This is a genomic window from Cupriavidus sp. 05N40, from assembly GCF_056397305.1.
In genome coordinates this window covers 1-18,269 of sequence record NZ_JBFTND010000168.1, presented here as the reverse complement: position 1 = coordinate 18,269, position 18,269 = coordinate 1, and the positions used below count along the sequence as shown (strand labels likewise).

The 18,269-nt window shown below is 57.9% G+C and carries 16 protein-coding genes; 1 reads left to right on the top strand and 15 read right to left on the bottom strand.

Going from position 1 to position 18,269, the window contains the following annotated elements; genetic code table 11:
* The 10 genes from AC1DO7_RS30065 to AC1DO7_RS30020 all read right to left on the bottom strand — a co-directional run.
* On the bottom strand, positions 1-771 hold a 771-nt coding region (locus AC1DO7_RS30065; protein WP_477116909.1), incomplete at its 3' end, for a tripartite tricarboxylate transporter substrate-binding protein.
* Between the two features lie 30 nt (positions 772-801).
* The gene (locus tag AC1DO7_RS30060; protein ID WP_477116908.1) at positions 802-2,676 is read right to left on the bottom strand and encodes an Ldh family oxidoreductase; all 1,875 of its coding nucleotides are present in this window, start codon (positions 2,674-2,676) and stop codon (positions 802-804) included.
* A gap of 71 nt (positions 2,677-2,747) precedes the next feature.
* Positions 2,748-2,993, bottom strand: a complete 246-nt coding sequence (locus tag AC1DO7_RS30055; protein ID WP_441620731.1) for a hypothetical protein — start codon at positions 2,991-2,993, stop codon at positions 2,748-2,750.
* 48 nt (positions 2,994-3,041) lie between these two features.
* A complete protein-coding gene (locus tag AC1DO7_RS30050) occupies positions 3,042-4,463 on the bottom strand; it encodes an FAD-dependent oxidoreductase (RefSeq protein WP_477116907.1) in 1,422 nt (473 codons plus the stop codon).
* Positions 4,464-4,766: 303 nt separating this feature from the next.
* Positions 4,767-5,705: a LysR family transcriptional regulator gene (locus AC1DO7_RS30045; RefSeq protein ID WP_441620735.1), complete on the bottom strand. Its 939-nt coding sequence runs from the start codon at positions 5,703-5,705 to the stop codon at positions 4,767-4,769.
* Positions 5,706-5,788: 83 nt separating this feature from the next.
* Positions 5,789-7,135 carry an NAD(P)-binding domain-containing protein gene (locus AC1DO7_RS30040; protein WP_441620737.1) on the bottom strand — a complete coding sequence of 449 codons (1,347 nt, stop codon included), beginning with the start codon at positions 7,133-7,135 and terminating at the stop codon, positions 5,789-5,791.
* 68 nt (positions 7,136-7,203) lie between these two features.
* Complete coding sequence (locus AC1DO7_RS30035) at positions 7,204-8,181, bottom strand: Bug family tripartite tricarboxylate transporter substrate binding protein (RefSeq protein ID WP_441620739.1); 978 nt, start codon at positions 8,179-8,181, stop codon at positions 7,204-7,206.
* A gap of 38 nt (positions 8,182-8,219) precedes the next feature.
* Positions 8,220-9,587 (bottom strand): MmgE/PrpD family protein, encoded by a 1,368-nt coding sequence (locus AC1DO7_RS30030; RefSeq protein WP_477116906.1) that lies wholly within the window; start codon positions 9,585-9,587, stop codon positions 8,220-8,222.
* Positions 9,588-9,589: 2 nt separating this feature from the next.
* On the bottom strand, positions 9,590-10,555 hold the full coding sequence (locus tag AC1DO7_RS30025; RefSeq protein WP_477116905.1) for a Bug family tripartite tricarboxylate transporter substrate binding protein: 966 nt from the start codon (positions 10,553-10,555) through the stop codon (positions 9,590-9,592).
* A gap of 334 nt (positions 10,556-10,889) precedes the next feature.
* Entirely contained in the window at positions 10,890-12,317 is a 1,428-nt protein-coding gene (locus tag AC1DO7_RS30020; RefSeq protein ID WP_441620744.1) for an aldehyde dehydrogenase family protein, read from the bottom strand.
* A 258-nt stretch (positions 12,318-12,575) separates the two neighbouring features.
* Between AC1DO7_RS30020 and AC1DO7_RS30015 the strand changes: the two genes are divergently transcribed.
* Complete coding sequence (locus tag AC1DO7_RS30015; protein WP_441620746.1) at positions 12,576-12,875, top strand: YciI family protein; 300 nt, start codon at positions 12,576-12,578, stop codon at positions 12,873-12,875.
* A gap of 93 nt (positions 12,876-12,968) precedes the next feature.
* Here AC1DO7_RS30015 and AC1DO7_RS30010 read toward each other — a convergent pair whose 3' ends face one another.
* The 5 genes from AC1DO7_RS30010 to AC1DO7_RS29990 all read right to left on the bottom strand — a co-directional run.
* Positions 12,969-14,048: a porin gene (locus AC1DO7_RS30010; protein WP_477116904.1), complete on the bottom strand. Its 1,080-nt coding sequence runs from the start codon at positions 14,046-14,048 to the stop codon at positions 12,969-12,971.
* 198 nt (positions 14,049-14,246) lie between these two features.
* Complete coding sequence (locus tag AC1DO7_RS30005; RefSeq protein ID WP_441620750.1) at positions 14,247-15,086, bottom strand: SDR family NAD(P)-dependent oxidoreductase; 840 nt, start codon at positions 15,084-15,086, stop codon at positions 14,247-14,249.
* 15 nt (positions 15,087-15,101) lie between these two features.
* Positions 15,102-16,109: a Bug family tripartite tricarboxylate transporter substrate binding protein gene (locus AC1DO7_RS30000; RefSeq protein WP_441620752.1), complete on the bottom strand. Its 1,008-nt coding sequence runs from the start codon at positions 16,107-16,109 to the stop codon at positions 15,102-15,104.
* 91 nt (positions 16,110-16,200) lie between these two features.
* A complete protein-coding gene (locus tag AC1DO7_RS29995) occupies positions 16,201-17,175 on the bottom strand; it encodes a Bug family tripartite tricarboxylate transporter substrate binding protein (protein WP_441620754.1) in 975 nt (324 codons plus the stop codon).
* 73 nt (positions 17,176-17,248) lie between these two features.
* Positions 17,249-18,269, bottom strand: a 1,021-nt coding sequence (locus AC1DO7_RS29990; protein ID WP_477116903.1) for an NAD-binding protein, incomplete at its 5' end; no start/stop codon positions are given.

Sequence of the window (18,269 nt, the reverse complement as noted above, 5' to 3'; positions counted from 1 at the left end):
ATACCAGCCTCCGGTGTCGTAGCCTGGTACGCCAGCTTCCGCGATGGTCGGCACGTCGGGCATAAGTGGCGATCGCTTCCCGCTTGTAACCGCGATTCCCCTGAGCTTGCCGGCACGAATCAACGGCAAGGCCGTAGGAATGGTGGGAAACGAGATGTCGACGTGTCCTCCAACGAGGTCATTTACTGCCAGTCCGCTACCCTTGTAGGGGACATGATCCAACCTTATTCCAGCCATCACCTGAAGAAGGGCGCCAGATAGATGCCCCGGAGAGCCGTTTCCGGCCGAGGCCTGCGTGAGGGGCGCCGGTCGAGTGCGGGCCAGCGTCAACAGCTCTGCCAGGTTCTTTGCCTGAATACCGGGATAAGCGACCAGGACATTGGGGACCATCGCGAGCAGAGAAATGGGCGTAAAGGCTTTGACGGGGTCATAGTTAGCCCCCTTCATAAGCAGCGGATTAGTCGTGAGACCAATCGACGCAAGCATCAACGTATAACCATCGGCCGGTGCGTGTGCGGTGGCGTCACTCGCAATCAATCCATTTGCACCCGGTCGGTTCTCTACCACCACGGGCTGGCCCAGTGCGGAGGTCAGCTTCCGGGCAATGATGCGAGCGGCCACATCCGTAAAGCCTCCAGGCGCAAAGCCGACAAGAATCCTCACGGGTCGACTCGGATAGTGATCCTGAGCCGAGGCTGCATTGGCAAATAGGGCAGCTGTCAATACCACCATTGTAACCAACGTTGTTCTGCCCTTCACTGGCTTATCCATGTCTCTCTCCAATTCCATACAGATGGAAGCTCACTTCAACTGCTGTAGACGCTCCAAAACAGTCTTGTTCACCAAGATGCCCTGCCGACGTCGAATCTCACGCTCCCGAAAGCCGCGCTCCGATGGAATTCGAATCTCCGCAGAAACTGTTTGGCGAGGCAGTGTTCTTACTTTGTTCAATAACTCCTCCAGTTGGTCCTTGAACTGCTCGGCAGGCATCAATAGTTCCGGATTGAAAGCGACGAAGAGATATCCAAAATCGCTAACGTCGCCATTCCGTAGCCGTGAACCCGCCATCAGGCCAAGACTCTGGATTGCGAGGGACAAGCCGTAACCCTTGTGTCCGCCGAATGGAAAGACACCGCCCTCCAGCAAATCTCGGGCAACGCGCGTGGGCTCGCCATGTTTGTCGATGCCAACGACATCACGGAATTCCTCGCCGAGGAAGGCCTTCATCAGGACTTCGCCTGACATCGCCGAGGCCGTCCCCATGTCAAAGATAAATGGGTCCACTTTGCCAGGTAGGGCAATAGCTAGCGGGTTGGTCCCCAACGCCTTGCTTAACGCCCCTGGCGGCACAACGCTTGGGCTGCTGCTGCCGAAGTAGATCGCCGCATACCCCTCCCTGGCAATCTTCTCCAGGTAATATGCGTTGCGTCCCGCAAACCAGCTGTTCCTCAACCCCACAACCGCTATGCCGGAGCGACGCACCTTGTCGATGACAACATCGACAGCACGGTTTAAAGAGATGTAGCCGACGTGGTTCCCTCCGTCGAGCAATGCCGAGACCGGAGACTCGCGCACGATTGAAACCGGCACACGGGGCTTCTTCATTTCCGGTCTTTCCGCAATGACAAGAATCCGCGGAAGGCCTGCGAACTCGTAACCCCACATGGATGCATCAAGCAGATGTCCGGAGATGACATCCGCCTCTGCACGTGTGAATCCAATCCTTATAAGGGTGCTCACGCCAAGATCATGCGCCTCATAGCCGGCATCGATGAGTTGCTCTCGCACCTTCGGATCCAGAAGAGTCTCTTTGAAAGCGGCGTTAAGGGTGGTAATTACCGCCCCTGGGGTTCCCGCGGGTACCAGTACGCCATTCCAGGAGCTCACGTCGAAGTGAGGCACTCCGGATTCCGCAATCGTCGGCACGTTCGGCAAGACGCTTGTCCGCTTCGCGGCGGTAATGCCCAATGCGCGGAGCCTCCCCGCTTGGATCTGCGGCTTAAGCACGACCGGCACACCAATAAGGGCGTCGATCTCCCCAGAAAGGACGGCAGACAAGGCTGGTCCACCCCCACGATAGGGAACATGCAACATGTTTGCGCCTGTCATTGACGCGAGCAACTCCCCTCCGAGATGTCCAAGAGATCCCGGCGCAGCCGATCCGTATGTAATCTGTCGCTTCTTCGATAACTCAATCAGTTCCCGGATGTTGTGCACCGGCAGCTTTGCGTTGACAACGAGTACCTGCGGGACGGTCGTCAAGAAAATCACCGGCGCAAAGTCACTCTGCGCAAACGGCATCTTCGTGAACACAAGCGGGTTGATCGAATGGGTCGCTGAGTAGGCAAACGTCAGCGTGTAGCCATCGGCAGCTGCCCGTGCACCGGCTGATGCGCCAATATTTCCCGCCGCTCCACCACGGTTCTCGATGACCACTGGCTGCCCCAGTAATTGACCCAACCGCGCTTGAAGTATGCGTGCGAGAAGATCTGCACCACCACCCGGCGGCCATGGAACAATCCAGCGAACGGGGCGATCCGGATAGGCCATGGCCGCTACGTCTCTTGATGCAAGACTTCCCAGGACACCGGTCAGCACTCCCGCCAGGAGCAGTGACCGGCGTTTTCCTAGCGGCACACCGCTCAAAGCCGGTGCCTGCGATATGGCATCATTCATGTCAGGCCATCCAGTTAAAATACCATTCAGTAGCGCTATCTCTAACGTGCAATACGGCGCGATGCCGTAGCTCACTTCGGAAGCATCGCGTCCACAACAAGCCTGACCAAGTCGACGTAACTGCGCATGATCAGGTAAGCAAAAAGACCTGCGATCCCGCCGCCAATAAGAAAAGCAGTAGATCCGCTGACTTCCCAAATCCAGAATCCGGCTATCGGCATACTCGACGCCAGCAGCAATGCAATCGCGTTGCCATTTTTAACAAGGAAATGCAGAGCAGGAAATGTCGGCATCGTCTGTTTGAAATGTGATTTCATCAATCAAATTCATCGATATTAAAAATTAACGTTGCAAAACCGGTTAAATCAGGCGGCGGCCCATGTTGACGCAATTGCATTTGCAGCGCGCAGGGCGAAGACAGTCGACCGGCTGAGACCGCCTATGTATGCAACCTGTTCAAGATCACCGCCACCCTCGATTCCGCCGGTCGTACAGCCTGCCGCATACAAATTCGCAATCGGACGATTGGCAATATCAAGCACCCGACCGGCAGCGTCGGTCGCGATTCCGCCCATGGTGTATGTGATCCCGGCGCAGAGCTTTACCGCATGGAAGGGTGCGGTTCGGATGGGCCACGCTCGATGAACGCCTGTGCTGCGCCGGGGCCGAAGCTCTCCGGTACCGGCGGCCTCGATTGCGGCGTTGTGCTGCGCGACGCTCTCTGCTAACTGGTTTGCAGGCAAGCCAGCCTGTTGCGCCAAGCCCTCCACGTCGGACGAGGCGTAGACGGTGCCTCCGTTCGTGATCAAGGTGGGATTTGCGGAAATGAGGTACTCGCGCCCTGGGCCATTCCAGATATCCGAGTCGAAGATGACGGTTGCTCCCAGGGGATCGGCCTGTGCCGCAATGGTGTTTGCCATGGTGACTCCACCCAGCCCTTCATCCATGAATCGTCGCCCGGATCTATCAACCACAATGCCCGCGGCACAAACGAGATCGAGCATCGGGAAGGGCGACAAATCGTCGTTGTAGATCGCATCCTGTGCGAGCACGTGCCCGTAGAACCGCGTCATTCCCACGAACTGAGCACCGACTTCACCTGCCATGCGCAATCCGTCTCCGCAGCCTGCCCGTGCGTTTCGTTGCTTAAGCTTCTCTGGCGCAGGTGCGATATGCTCGCGCAGCAAGTCCAGGTTGGAATGGAATCCCCCGTCGCAGATCACAACCGCGCCTGCCTCAATGCCGACTTGCGCGGTAGATTGCGTCGCCAGGAAGCCGACGCACTGCCCACCCCGCATCGTCAAGCGCTCGGCACGAGTTCCGTAGAGGACCGTTCCCCCATTGGCCTCCAGCCTGGCTGCCAGGGTTCGTAGCAGTACATCCCCGCCGCGCCCCTGCCAGTAGTGGCGTCCTTGCGTTGCAATAGGAGGTGCCAGCGTATGTCTGCGGTAAGGCTCGTGTCCAACCTTGATGAACCGCACACCGTGCTGCTGCAGCCATTGCGTTGCCTGCCCAACGTCATGTGCGAGTGCCTCCGCGAGGTCCTTCGCAACCGAGTTGCCAGCGCGGCTGACAATGGCGTCCAGAATGACTTCAGGATCTTCGGCTACGTCCTGGTGGGCGACGTGGAATGCCCCGCCTGCCATCCGGGTGTTGCACGGGTACCTACCCTGCTCACCTTTTTCAACTACCAGCGTTCTGATTCCTTGCTCTGCGAGCCGTAGAGYGACTGTCAGGCCCGCGATTCCGGCGCCGATGACAGCAACGTCTGTATTGACGACATCCATGCCCACTCCAGTAACTGGCTGAATCTCCGATAGCACTTCCGACGCTGGCTCCCGACGAGACTGCGATCTAGCGCACCGATGAATGAATCTTATGGCGGAGATACCTGCACAACCGCGCCCATCCTTTAAGGACTTTCAAGTACGAATTGAAGATCGAATCCTCTGCTTCCGATGGTCGCGTCGTGTACTACGTCAATGTCTCCATACAGCTGGAGAGTTGAAAACGTCGGCGAACGCGCACAGCGTAACGACGCCTTGAAGTTAAGCAATTCCCGAGTGTCAAACGCCGGCCGCGCGATGTGACTAGCGTTGAATCGTTGGAGGTCGCTCTTCCCGCCGCTGCAGGTCGGGATGTTGGCTAAGCACGTCGTAGAGAAAATCTGCCATGGCACGGACCTTCAGCGGCACGTGGTGGCGTTGCTGCATATAGATGGAGTAGCTCAACTCCCCCTCGACCTGTCCGTCCATCACCGTATCGAGCCGACCCGAACGCAGGTAGGGCGTGACGCGATAGAGAGTCAGGAGTCCGATCCCCACTCCACTCAGCATTGCCTCGATCAGGCTATCGCCGTCATTTGTGACAAGTGACGGCTGCCCTTCGCTTACCAGGATTTCGTTGCCGAAGCGGAGGCGCCACGGCCGGATCGCATTGGTCACCCAGCTCCGCAGATCGATCCGTCGATGACGCTTAAGATCCTCAATTGTTGACGGTCTGCCATGCCGCTGCAGATAGGCTGGCGAAGCGCAGAGAACGAAGGGCGAGGTCACCACGCGCCGCGCAATGAGTCTCGTGTCGGGCAATGGGTGTGGAAGGATACCRACGTCAATGCCCTCGGCGACCACGTCCGGGATTCGATTCTGGGCGATCAAATCGACCGAGAGGCGCGGAAACTTCTCGAGGAAGGATCCGAGAGCTGGTGCGACAAAGCGCGCGGCCATCCCGACAGGTGCAGCAACCTTGACCGTGCCGAATACCTCCGCAGAGGCATCACGCATTCGCTCTACCTCACTGTCGATGGCGTCAAATGCATTGACACAGGTCCGATAGAAGCTGGAACCCTCTTCGGTTAGGCTTAGTCTGCGCGTGCTGCGATTCAGAAGCCGAATTCCGACCCACTCCTCGACCTGCTTGATATGCAAGCTGGCGGCCTGGGGCGTGATTCCCAGTTCCCGAGCGGCCCGGCTTAGGTTCCCGGTCTGCACGACACGTATGAAGGTATTGATGCCCCGAACGCTCTCCATGTATCACCTCCTCGGCACGAGCAAACCTAGATGGGACTGTCAGGCTCCCTCGACGGGCACCGAGGCCGACACTGGAATGTCAGTCACTTCCGAGACAGCCCATATGCCCGGCCAAGTTCATCGATGTTCGAGTCTGGGCCGATCTCTTTAATGAGAGCCTCAACTCGGCTCCTAACCGCATTTGCAATAAGCATCGGAGCCCCGAACGACGCCGCTAGCTCCGAAACAAGACGCAAGTCCTTATAGAACAGTTTCGACGTAATGATGGCAGTTGGCACCCCCGTGCGTTCGGCCTCCGCGATTCTCTGGAGTGCCGCGGTCCACGCGTCCGTGTCCTTCGTCTGTTCCAGGAGGTCCGCCAGACCCAGGCCCAGGCGCCGGGCCAAATCGATACTTTCGTAGCAGATGAACCGATTACAAGCGCCAGTTGCGTTCTTCACAAGTTTCGCCGTTTGTCCGCTACCGGTCGGACCGAAGTAGATGCTGCGGCCCATAGTTTGGAGAAGGCCATAGACCTTCTGATAGTCTTCTTGGGACCCTCCGCAGAGCGCAAGAAGAGTTCCGTTGTCCGCACTGGCAGGCCCCCCTGCGACCGGAGCATCGACGAACCCGACTCCCAGTTGGTTGAGCGCCTGCGATATCGAGCGGGCATCCGAGGGACTTCCAGTTGTCTGATCGATCACCACTTTGCCGGGTGACAGGCCCCTCAGCATCCCTTTCTCGCCCAACAGCACCTCCCGAACATGGGCTGACGTCGGGACACAAAGCATGATGATGTCACTCTCACGCGCGAGGGAGGGCATGTCCGTTGCAGCCATAGCTCCATCCCGTACTTGCTCAGCCACCCGATCCTGGACCACATCGAACACGAGAAGCCTGTCTGCAGCCGTACGGACTCTACGCGCCAAGGCAGAGCCCATTGCGCCCAGACCCACGTAGCCAATAGTCGGCTTTTGTGCACCCACCCTGCTTTGAGGAAGCGGCGATTGCGGTGTGTGTCTATATGCGTCGTCGCTTACACCCGCCATTGAGCCTATAAGAGACAGCATGCTGCCCAGGCGAGAATCTCCACCATAGACGTTCATGCCCACATCCAGTAAGCCGCGGGCCACGGATGCCAGAGGCAGAGAAACGCCACATTGCTCGGAGAGTTGGATTGCTCGTCGAATGCCGTCGGAGAGTTCTGATAGCAACGGGCCCTCGAATCCAGGACGATGGTCCGCGAGTGCCGCAAGTCGCTGTTCCGTAAATCGACTACGCCCGCTGCTTCCGTTGATTGCATCAAGCATCGGAGACAACGCAAGCCCCGCCTTCAGGCCCATTGCGATGACTTCGAGTGTCATCAGGCTGCACAATGAAAGCATCGATGCTGCGATCGCCTTGCTTGCCTCTGGGTCGATCGGACGCACTGTTTGACTGGATATTTGCAACACTCTCTCCCTTTCATCCGACGCCAGTCCCTAGCGCCACGCTACGAGCCGCCGAGGACTTCCTAGGGTCATTGCTTTTGAATGTTCAACTTCTCGACCAGAGCCGTCGTGTCCGCCACTTCCTTACGAACGAAGGATGTGAATTCCGCGGGGTTCTTAAAGTACGGCTCTGTACCATCCGATTGAAGCCTCTCTGTCACCTGCGGATCTTTCATGGTCTTCTCCAGGGCCGCCGACACTTTCTCGACCACATCGCGCGGCGTGCCGGCCGGCGCAAAGAGGCCGAGCCAATAGTAGTAACTAAAGCCCGGCAAGCCTTGCTCCGCCACGGTTGGCACGTTGGGAAGAAGCTTCAGACGATCCTGCGATGTGACCGCGAGCGCCCGCAATTTTCCACCCGCGAGATTGGACGAACTGCTTCCGTACGCATCGACCATGAAGCTCACGCGCCCCGCAATCACATCCGGCATGGCAGCCCCGTTTCCTTTGTACGGAATGTGAAGCATCTGTACGCCCGCCTGCTTCAGCATCATCTCCGCCGCAATATGCGTGGTCGTTCCAACCCCGGCCGATGCATAACTGATCGCGCCACGGCTGGCCTTTGCACTCTTGAATACGTCAGCCATGGTCTTGTACTCGGTTCCTGCGCCCGCCACAACCACAGCTGGCGAACGGACCATTGAACCTACCGAGACAAAGTCCTTCATGGCATCAATGCCAGTCTCGCGTGAGAGAGCGCTTTGGATGGGTAGCGTCCCTCCCGTCGACATCAAGGTGTACCCGTCCGCAGACTCCGATTTCGTATAGCGGATACCCACCAACCCGCCCCCGCCAGGCCGGTTCTCCACCACTACGGGCTGACCGATTTCCTGGCCCAGTCGCTGGGCAATAATCCGCGTCGTGATATCGCCCCACCCACCCGCAGATACAGGGACGACCACTTTGATGGGTCGTGAGGGATAGGGCTCAGCCGCGTGGGCGATGGGAATTGCAGAAAGCGTTGCCGCGAATAGGGTAACCTGCCTTATTTTTTTAACGTTGGTCATCTTATCTCCTGTGTATTTTTTTGCAGAATGCGCGTCGGCTACGATTTCCCAGGCCAAAGAGTGCCGATAAGTCTCCGCACGTCCAGGAGATTCTCCATTGCACGTATCACTTCGATGGACGCTGAGATCTGCTGCTCTCCGACGCCGCCATACGGCATCAGGCTCCTGTACTTGCTTTCAATTTCTAGCCAGGTGATTCCACGCAAAGCGGCACCCTTCGGATACCGGACATGTTCTTCGATAAGCTGTCCACCGACAGTCTCGATGCGAACAATTGCGCCGCTCTTGTAGTTGGCCTTATCCGCGACCTCTGTATCTACGCGGAAGACCTTATCGAACAAGGAGCGGATCCTGGGGTCCTGAATCTTCTCTGGGAATGCGTGCTCCCAGCTGTAGTCACGATCCGCTGCGCCTGCAGCCGCGAAATAGAACGGGCTGTGCGCGATCCCGATGAGGTCGGTTGGATGCTTTGGCCCCGGGAAAGGATAATCGGGAAGGGTAAACTCGATCTTGCGAATGTCCACGACATCCAGGTCCCCTCGGCGCGCCGCATTGGCGGCAGCTTCGGCAACGGCGTGAAATGGCGACCCACCAGGAACTAGCTTGATGCCTAGTTCGGTCAGGATGCACCATTTCTCCCCGAGCTGACTGATCACCTCCTCGGCTTGCTGGGTGACGCCCAGTGTTTCGAAGAAGCCGCGCTTCATCTCGAACGTGGCGAGCTCGGCGGTGTATCCCAGCTGAGCGGCTAGAGCGCCGTTCACGCCCATCATTGCTGCATTCCCCGCGTGGTACTCCCTCGCTAAGCTGGTTGCCGCCGCGGCGTGCAAGCCGCCCATTGAGGTTGCCGCCAATGCGAGTGCATGGGCCGCGGCGTCTGCGTCGAGCCCCAGCAGTCGAGCTGCAACTGCCGCCGCTGCAAACGTTGCCACTACGCACCCGTGAAAGCCTTTTCGCTGCAGGCCTCCAATCATGGCAGTGTTGATGTTGCCGGCAACTTCATAGCCGATAACTACTGCGGCAACTACCTCCGCTCCGGACGCACCGACCTTTTCTCCGACGGCGAGCGCCGCAGCACACGCCTGGGTCCCACTGTGGACAATGTTCCTGAGATCGCTGTCATCCGAAGCAGCCGCATCGCTCATAAGAGCGTTCAGGCGTGCAGCGGCCACGGCCGGCACCGACTCCCAGCCTCCAAACCAAACAGTCGACTCCGGAGAGCCTCCTCGCGTGACTTCCAGGGTTCGAACGATCTTGCTCGATTGGAGCGTCGATCCGAGAGCGGAACTGGCTAAAGTACTGGCGATCAGCATCTTCCCGTATTCAGCCGCTTCAGCGGGGATTTCGTCATACTGCGTTGAAGCGATGAACTCACCATATCGGCGAGAGAGAGTAGCGTTCTTCATCTTCAATCCATCTTGATGTTGCTTTGCTTGGCGACGTCACCCCAACGCCGCGTCTCTYTCACAAGGAACTGTTGAAACGCTTCCGGGGTTGTGACCTGGGGTGTAAGTGCGATCTTGTCGAGCGCATCGACGACCTCCGGCAGGGCCATCACGCTCGCGGCCTGTTGACTTAGTTCGGCGGCCTCTTTTGCCGGAAGGCCCGCGGGTGCAACGAGGCCTTGCCAACTCGTCATGACGAAGTCGCCCCCGATCTTCTCTTCGACCGTTGGAATATTGGCAAGTCGTTCCACGCGCTTCTGGCTGGTTACAGCCAGAAGACGAATCTTTCCCGCTTTCACACCCATGAACGCTCCAGGCAGAGTGAGCATGGCAACATCGACTTGCTTCCCCATCAATGCGGTCACGAGGGCATTTGCTGTGGTAAACGGAACGTGAGTAATCTTCACACCCAGCCGATTCTTCAACATCTCCATTCCCAAGTGATTGCCCTGTCCGATGCCTGAAGACCCATAGTTGAGCGAGCCAGGACGGGCCTTTGCCACCTTCTCGAGGTCCTCGAGACTTGTGATGCTGGAATCCGACGGGACCGCGACCACAAATGCCGATTCAGCCAGCTTCGCGATTGGCGTGAAGTCTTTGATCGGGTCGTAGCCGACCTTCTTGTAGACGTGAACGTTACTGGTGTGACTAGTGGAGACGATAAGCAGCGTGCGTCCGTCCGGATTCGCCTGGGCGACCTGTGCGGTCGCGATGTTTCCACCGGCTCCTGGACGGTTCTCTACGATGTATGTCCGCTTTTGCCTGACTCCGAGCTTCTCAGCCAGGATTCGAGCAAGGACATCGATATTTCCGCCGGGTGCCGATGCGACGACGATGCGAGTCGGTGCGCTTCCTGGATCGGCTGCCGCTCCCAATGCCGACAAACAGATGCCAGCAAGACATAGCTGCCGCCAAATATTCTTTGCCACGTGCCTCCTCCTAGTTCTCGATTTAATCTTCCCAACCATCGTTCGGTGGTTCAATCGTTTCCCACCCTGTCGTGGACGTTTGGGTTCATCTAAATTTGGTCTTTACCTACCGGTTTGTTACCTTTGGCGTAAACGTTCAGCGGAATCAGTCCTGCTGTATTGAATTCGCATACCGAAACGTTACGCGCGTGCGGAGGCAGGCTTAGAGGTCTACCGGGGCGTCGTTGAGTCTTGTCGTTTCCGGTCGTCAATGTGCACGGTAAAAAGTGCGCAAGAGCGGCCAGGAAAGAGCCGGCTTCCTGCGCAAAGGAGACCACCTGGAATCAAATTGCGTTTAGTCGCCTGGATTGAAGCCCAGGAGGGCCTTCGTTTCCAGATACTCCTCCAAGCCAAATACACCCACCTCTCTTCCGTTGCCTGACTGACGGTAACCGCCCATTGGGGCAACGTAGTTAGACGCAGCTCCGTTATAGAAGATGCGCCCCGCCCGCATACGCGCGGCAAGCTTGCGCGCACGTCCGGCGTCCGAGGAGAAGATGTACCCGCCCAGTCCGTACTTCGTTCCATTCGCGATGGCGACGGCCTCGTCTTCTGTACGGTAGGTAATCAACGACAACACCGGGCCGAAGATCTCCTCCTGCGCGATGGTCATGTCTGCTCGAACATCGGCGAAGATTGTCGGCTGGATGAAGTAGCCGCGATCCAGGTTGCCAGGTCGGCCAAGGCCTCCACATACCAATCGCGCTCCTTCTTCGATTCCGCGTTCGATGTAGCTTTGCACTCGCTCAAACTGCGGCCGATTCACTACGGGGCCAACTGTCGTGTCTGGACTTCGCGGATCGCCTACCCGTACCTTCTGCGCCTCGCGTTGCAGTAGGCCAATAAACTGCTCGGCTTGGCTCTCGTGGATCAGGATGCGAGTGGGCGAATGGCAGGACTGGCCCGTATTCGAGAACCCTCGGGTGACGTTATACCGAGCGGCTGCCTCGAGGTCTGCGTCCTCAAGAACGATATTTGCAGACTTCCCGCCGAGTTCCTGGCAAACGCGCTTGACGGTATCTGCGGCTGACTGAGCTACCAGAATCCCCGCTCTCGTCGAGCCGGTGAATGAAATCATGTCTACGTCCGGATGTCGGCTCAGTGCATCTCCGACTGTCGGACCATCGCCGTTAATGATGTTTACGACGCCGGCCGGTACCCCCGCGGCCGCCAATACCTCCCCAAGCARCAACGCGTCAATGGGCGTGTATTCACTTGGTTTTACCACTACCGTGCAGCCAGCGGCGATTGCGGAAGCAAGCTTCCCGCACAGTAGTTGGAGAGGCCAGTTCCAGGCTGTAATCAAAGCACACACACCAATTGGCTCTCGCAGGATCACGTTGTCGCCCATACGGCTCTCGAAGTCGTACTCGCGAAGCGTAATCACGGCCTGCTTAAAGGCCTGGAGGGCCGTGGTCGTTTGACCAGCAAGGGAAAGCGGAGCTCCCATCTCCTCGGAGATCGCACTCATGAGGTCGGTCTGCCTCGCCGCGAAGGCTTCGACGATCCGTTCAAGCAGGGCAATCCGTTCGGCCTTGGTTGTCACACTGAAAGATTCAAAAGCTTTCCGTGCAGCGGTTACTGCTCGATCAACGTCTTCAACTTCGCCAAGCCGCACGTTCGCGAACGGAATCTCAGTGGCCGGGTTGACCAGTTCAAAGCTGCGGGTTCCTACAGGCTCAACCCACTCTCCCCCGATGTAAAACCTATCAAACGTCTTCATACCTTCCTCTAACTGAATGGACACTCGAACTCTTAGACGGACATCCGCCCCGCGCAAGGCCAAGGCTGCTGGTTGTCGCGTCCGTCCACTTCACAACGCCTTCGAGCCTGGCTTGCCGACTACCTTCACAATACTCTACATTGGTTCCGTTGTACAATTCGGGTTCCAATCACCGAAACTTTCGTGCGCGACGCACAAGGTCGGAATGGCGCCCATGCGCGCAGTCAGTCACAGAGGAATTCTTCATCAGGAGACTTTATGCTTTGCATCGTGTTTTGCTGCGATCGAGAGGGGTCGGCGGAGCTTCGTAAAGAGCTTCAGGCTACTCATCGGAACTACTTGAATGATTGGAACGACAGGATCCCGGGACCGCAACTGGATGAACTCGGCAATGCGTTCGTAGGAAGCGTTTTCCTGCTTAACATCGACACCTATCAACAGGCAGAGGAATTCATCCGGAGCGAGCCTTACAACTCCGCCGGGGTGTTCGCCAGCGTGAAGATTCGTCGCTTAAGCAAGGGCCGGTTCAACGCGCACCTGTTCGACGCGCCGAGATAGCACTTCGCTTCGTGCTGCCCCGGTCCCTTTGTGCACCTTTAGGCTCGTGTCACCATCGGTCTACACGAGCCTTCTGCACCGTCGCTTCAGGCGCTAGAACTTGTGTCGAATGCCTGCAACTGCGCCGAATTGGTTAGCGCTGTTGGCCACCGTTCCGAAGCTTCCCAGGCCAAGTGTCGAGCCGTTCTTGTTCTTCGTGTAACCAACGTTTAGGTAGACGTCGGTACGCTTAGAGAATGYATAGTCGCTGGAGAGCACGAAGAACCAAGGGTCGGCACTGGCTCCAGAAAAATCTTGGTAATACGCTGCGGCGACGACGTTTAGCGGTTGGGTTACCTGGTATCTGACGCCGGTCCAGTATAGGTTCGAGCGTTGATTCGATCCGGCCCGCGCGCCCGGTAGGAGTGCGCCGTCTAGCGCTTTGGCCCAACGGTAGCCAGCGAAGAGCGTGGCATTCCCAATAGCGAAATTGCCGCCAACTACAGCACGGCGGGTGGTGGCGTCCGGCGTAGTGGTTCGAGTACCGGTGTTGATCTGGTCATATGCGGCCGTCACCTCCCAGTTCTGGCCCGTGTACGTCAGACTTCCTCCGATCTCCCGGCCAATCTTCGGACTTCCTGGCACTTCGCTCGCATTGTCTCGAGTGCTGTCAGCGCCGAAGCTATACATTGCGTTCGCTTTCAGGCCCCCGAATATGCCCACATACTTCACCGTGTTGTCAGCTCTAGCGGAGAAGGCAGCGTCCTGCACCAGAATGGAATACTTTGATGCGATCCACATCGGGTCCACGGTGCCGAAGATGTCGTAGAGCGCATTGGTCTGACGACCCAGGGTCAGCACACCCCATCCGCTCTGCAACCCCACGTATGCTGATCGACCAAACAGTCGGCTGTTCTGCGACGCGCGCCCAGTGTCAGACTCAAATCCACTTTCTAGTACAAAGAGGGATTTCAATCCGCCACCCAGATCTTCAGTGCCGCGCAGCCCCCAACGGGAGCCAGCCATATTGCCCGGCGTCATGCGGACGACGCTATTGTTGCCCTCCGTTTGGTGATTCGCATACTCTATCCCGGTGTCCACTACGCCATATAGCGTGACGCTGGATTGCCCATATGCGCTTCYGGCGCAAACCGATGCCACACCGGCGAACCATACAATCGCCTTACTTTTCATGTCTCCTCCTCTTGGGTTTTTCTACTCACAATGTCGATTCGGTACTTTTGCGTCCCGCCGGGCGGCTCTGTTTCGAACATCGGCATGAGTTCCATTTTTTCAAATGGCAAAAAAATGGGACGCCCGCCCTGAGGAGCGAGGCCGCCTCTCAAGGCATTGGTAACGTCCGTTGAAACGGCCCGGGTCTGGCTGCGTCGCCTAGATGCGATTCAGGATTCTTCCACCGTCCACGAGAAGCGACACTCCGGTAATGAAGTTGGCTTCGTCGGAAGCCAGGAACAGCGCCGCATTCGCAACGTCCCAGCCTGTACCCTGCCGGCCGAGGGGCACCTTYGCRTTTCGTTCCGCAGTGACCTGCTCTCGCGATTGCCCCCATTCCTTCACGCGCGTATCGACTGCCATCGGCGTGGCGATGAGCCCGGGCAGCACGCAGTTTGCTCGGATGCCGAAAGGTGCATTCTGGAGGGCCAACTGCTCTGTGAATGCAATAACGCCCGCTTTAGAGGCTTTGTAAGCGACGTAGGGATACTTTCCTACTGCGGCGGAAGATGATACGTTGACAATTACGCCAGACCGCTGCACACGCATGATTGCCACTGCGTGCTTGCATGCGAACACGGTGCCTCGGAGGTTGATCCGGCAGATGTTGTCGAAACCTTCCTCTGTGATCTCCATCAGATCTCTGTCTCCGCCCGCAATGCTGACGCCGACGTTGTTATGAAGTACGTCCAGGGAGCCCCACCGTTGCGCTGCATCAGTCATCACTCTCGCAAGATCTTCCTCTCGCGTCACGTCTGCGGAAGCAGCTACGCATTCGAGGCCTTCCGCAAGAATGATTGATGCGGTCTCTTGTGCGGACTCGATGTTCCGATCCACCGCCAGGACACGCGCGCCTTCACGTGCAAACCTGATAGCGGCTGCGCGCCCATTGCCTACGCCCTCTCCTGGACTTTGGCCAGCCCCGATTACGACGGCGACCTTGCCTTTCAGGCGCTCTCCAGAAGTACGGCCCAATGCAGATGCAATTTCGTTTCCCATTTCCTCTCCTAACCTTTAGCTTGCACCACTGACCAACTTACTGAAGTGACGCCACCGAGTGATGTCATCCTGGACCTGCTTGCGAAACGCCTGCGGTGCGCTAGTTCCCGGCTCCGCATACAGCTTGTCTCGCACTTGTGCGGCGACATCCGGCGATAAGGAGATGCGATTTATTGCGTCGTTCACCTTTCTCACGACGTCTTCCGGCAATCCGGCAGGTCCAATCATTCCGTAGTAGGTATAGGGATCAAGTCCTTCAAATCCCTTCAGTCCGGCTTCGGACACGCTAGGTACATCAGGAATAGCCTTGACGCGCCGCGTGCCGGTCACTGCCAACGCTCGAACCTTGCCACTGCTCAGGGCCGTAACCGCGCCTTGGACGGGCGCAATTCCGACTTGCACCGAGCCGGTGTACATCGCCTGGACGATATCTGCGTCTGCTTTGTACGGAACATGCGTCATCATCATTCCCGACACCTTGCTCATATACTCACCGGCCAGATGACTAGCGGATCCAATACCCGAAGAGCCGAAGTTCAGCTGCCCGGGATGCTTGGCCGAGTATGCGACCAGGTCGCGCAACGACTTCGCCGGTACGTCGTTGTTGACGATGATTACTCCTTGCGCCGTACCAACAAGGCCCACAAATGTGAAGTCCTTGACCGGGTCGTAGGGCAAGTCGTTGCGCACGCCCGGACTTTGCGATAGCGCGCTTCCTGTGCCCATATACAACGTATATCCGTCAGGCGCGGCTGCCTTCAAGGACCGGATCGCCACGATCTGACCAGCTCCTGGCTTGTTCTCGACCACCACCGGCGTCTTGAGTTCGACGGCGAGCTTCTGCGCGTAGAAGCGAGCGATCGCGTCTGTGGTACCACCAGCGGCAAAGCCGACCAGCAGACGAATCGGCCTCGAAGGGTAGACGTCAGCGAGTGCCGGGACACTGATGCTCACCAACGCCACCAACAACAGTGATCTACGGGTGACTGACGCCATGCCTTTTGCATTCTTCCTGTTATCCATTCTTTTTCCCCAGATGAGGACTGCTTGTTTCCGTGGCTACGCTACGGCAGACGCACCCATTGCTTTGAGTCTGATCTTGCCCGAACATTGCTTACTGTTTCGGCAGGTTGAGGTCGGTCACGAGTTTCCGTGTCTGGCTGACTTCCTTGGCTAGAAACTGGTTGAACTCAACTGTAGTCATCTGGGGCGTCTCTACCCCCTCGCCGTTCAGCCGCTCAGCCAGCGCTTTATTACTCAAGGCGCTCTTCAGAGCCTCCGAGAGGCGCTGAACGACCTCCTTGGGCGTGCCAGTTGGTGCTACAAGACCCATCCACGTGTAGTAGCTGTAACCCGGAACGCCCTCTTCCGCGAGGGTGGGAACATTAGGTAGCGCCGATATCCGCGCTGTCGAGGTAACTGCCAGCGCCTTGAGCTTTCCAGCAGTCAGATAGCCACGACTGCTCGAGTAGGCGTCGAAAATCATGTTTACGCGCCCACTCATGACATCAGGCATCGCTGGCCCGTTCCCCTTGTACGGGACATGGAGCAGTTGCAGACCGGCCTTTTGGTTGAACAGCGCGGCAGCAAAGTGAGGCGCGGTGCCGACGCCCGCGGAGCCATATGAGAGCGTGTTCGGATGACCCTTGGCACGCGCGACGAAGTCCCTGAGCGATTTGTCGGGTTGCTCCGGCGATACCACGACCAGGAATGGCGATCGTCCAACGAAGCCCACGCCGGTGAAGTCACGTGTCAAATCATAGCCCGGATCGTCCCGAATAACCTGCTGGAAAGCCATGGTGCCCGCCGAGCCTAGGAGGGTGTAGCCATCGGCTGCCGCTGACTTGGTCACGTTGATACCGATCAGGCCGTCCCCACCGGCTCGGTTCTCGACAATGACCGACTGCTTGAGGTTGGCTCCCATCTCCTTCGCGACAAGGCGGATGGTGAAGTCCAGCAGACCGCCTGGCGCGGTATTCACAACAATACGCACCGGACGATTGGGGAACGGGTCCGCGGCGAAGCTCGCAGAGGAGATTGCCAGTGCAATACCAGAAAAGGCCAGGGCCTTCACAATGGGGCGCTTCATGTAGTCTCCAAGATTTCATATTGGCCACCCATTTTCGAGTAGCTCCTTACCGCAGTGCTGGACTCCACAAGTCCTACTGCGTGAAACGAATACCGGACACGTCTTCGACGAGTCCCGCGACTTCCGCCACATCCGCCTTCTCGGCAGCAGCCACCGCCGCTTGTTCGTACAGGCAGCGCACCTGATTTGCCACGAACATCGGGGCGCCAACCTTACTTCCGAGCGCACAGGCCTTGCGCAGGTTGTCGGCGACCTCACGCAACGGTCTGACGGGGCTACGATCGCCGGCCAAAAGGGCGGGCAGGAGCGCACGCGACGCGCCACTCCAGCCGGAACTCGAGTTGATCACCGTCGAGATGTCTTGCAACCGCAAGCCGTAAGCGATACCAAGCGCGGTGCATTCATAGGTAACCAACTGCCCCAGCGCGAACATTGCGGCCTCCACAAGGGGAGCCACGGCGTTGGCATCCGATTCTGCTGACTGGCCCGCTCCCTCGTTCTCCGCGCTCGTCGGACCGATACATGTGGCGGCCATGTCTCCGATGACTCCGACCATGTCTTCGAGCTGGGAGCCCTGGCCAAGGGTATTGACCCCAACCTGCAACAAGCCACGCACGATGCTCGTAATCGGAAGCGGTACCTCAACCTCCATCCCAAGCATCATTGCCTGGGTAATATCCTTGAGCATCAGAGGAAGTCCAAACCGGGTGGAAGCCCTTCCCTCCACTAACGCAGGTAGCATCTTCTCCGTTACCTGACTCCGTCCGAGGCTTTCGTTCAGCTCTACAGCCATCCGCTCCAGGGGAAGCCCAGCCTTGATCCCCATGGCGACAATCTCAAGCATGCCAATTCGACCAGCACCATTCATGGCGTTGTTCACCATCTTCATGGCCTGGCCATCACCAATGCGGATGCCGCAGCGATGGATGGTACCGGCCATTGTGTCCAGCAACGGGCGTGCCTTCTCATAGACCCCGTCCGAGCCCGCGACCATAAGGGTGGCACTTCCACTCGCTACAATTTGCGGGCTTGCAGAAACCGCGGCATCCATCATCTCCACTCCAATTTCGGAGAGAAGCGAAGCAATTTTCCTG

What these genes read in the sequence shown, in the direction of transcription:
- AC1DO7_RS29995 (WP_441620754.1), bottom strand. Translation starts at nt 17,175, where the DNA reads ATGAAGCGCCCCATTGTGAAGGCCCTGGCCTTTTCTGGTATTGCACTG.
- AC1DO7_RS30000 (WP_441620752.1), bottom strand. Translation starts at nt 16,109, where the DNA reads ATGGATAACAGGAAGAATGCAAAAGGCATGGCGTCAGTCACCCGTAGA.
- AC1DO7_RS30015 (WP_441620746.1), top strand. Translation starts at nt 12,576, where the DNA reads ATGCTTTGCATCGTGTTTTGCTGCGATCGAGAGGGGTCGGCGGAGCTT.
- AC1DO7_RS30060 (WP_477116908.1), bottom strand. Translation starts at nt 2,676, where the DNA reads ATGAATGATGCCATATCGCAGGCACCGGCTTTGAGCGGTGTGCCGCTA.
- AC1DO7_RS30035 (WP_441620739.1), bottom strand. Translation starts at nt 8,181, where the DNA reads ATGACCAACGTTAAAAAAATAAGGCAGGTTACCCTATTCGCGGCAACG.
- AC1DO7_RS30030 (WP_477116906.1), bottom strand. Translation starts at nt 9,587, where the DNA reads ATGAAGAACGCTACTCTCTCTCGCCGATATGGTGAGTTCATCGCTTCA.
- AC1DO7_RS30055 (WP_441620731.1), bottom strand. Translation starts at nt 2,993, where the DNA reads ATGAAATCACATTTCAAACAGACGATGCCGACATTTCCTGCTCTGCAT.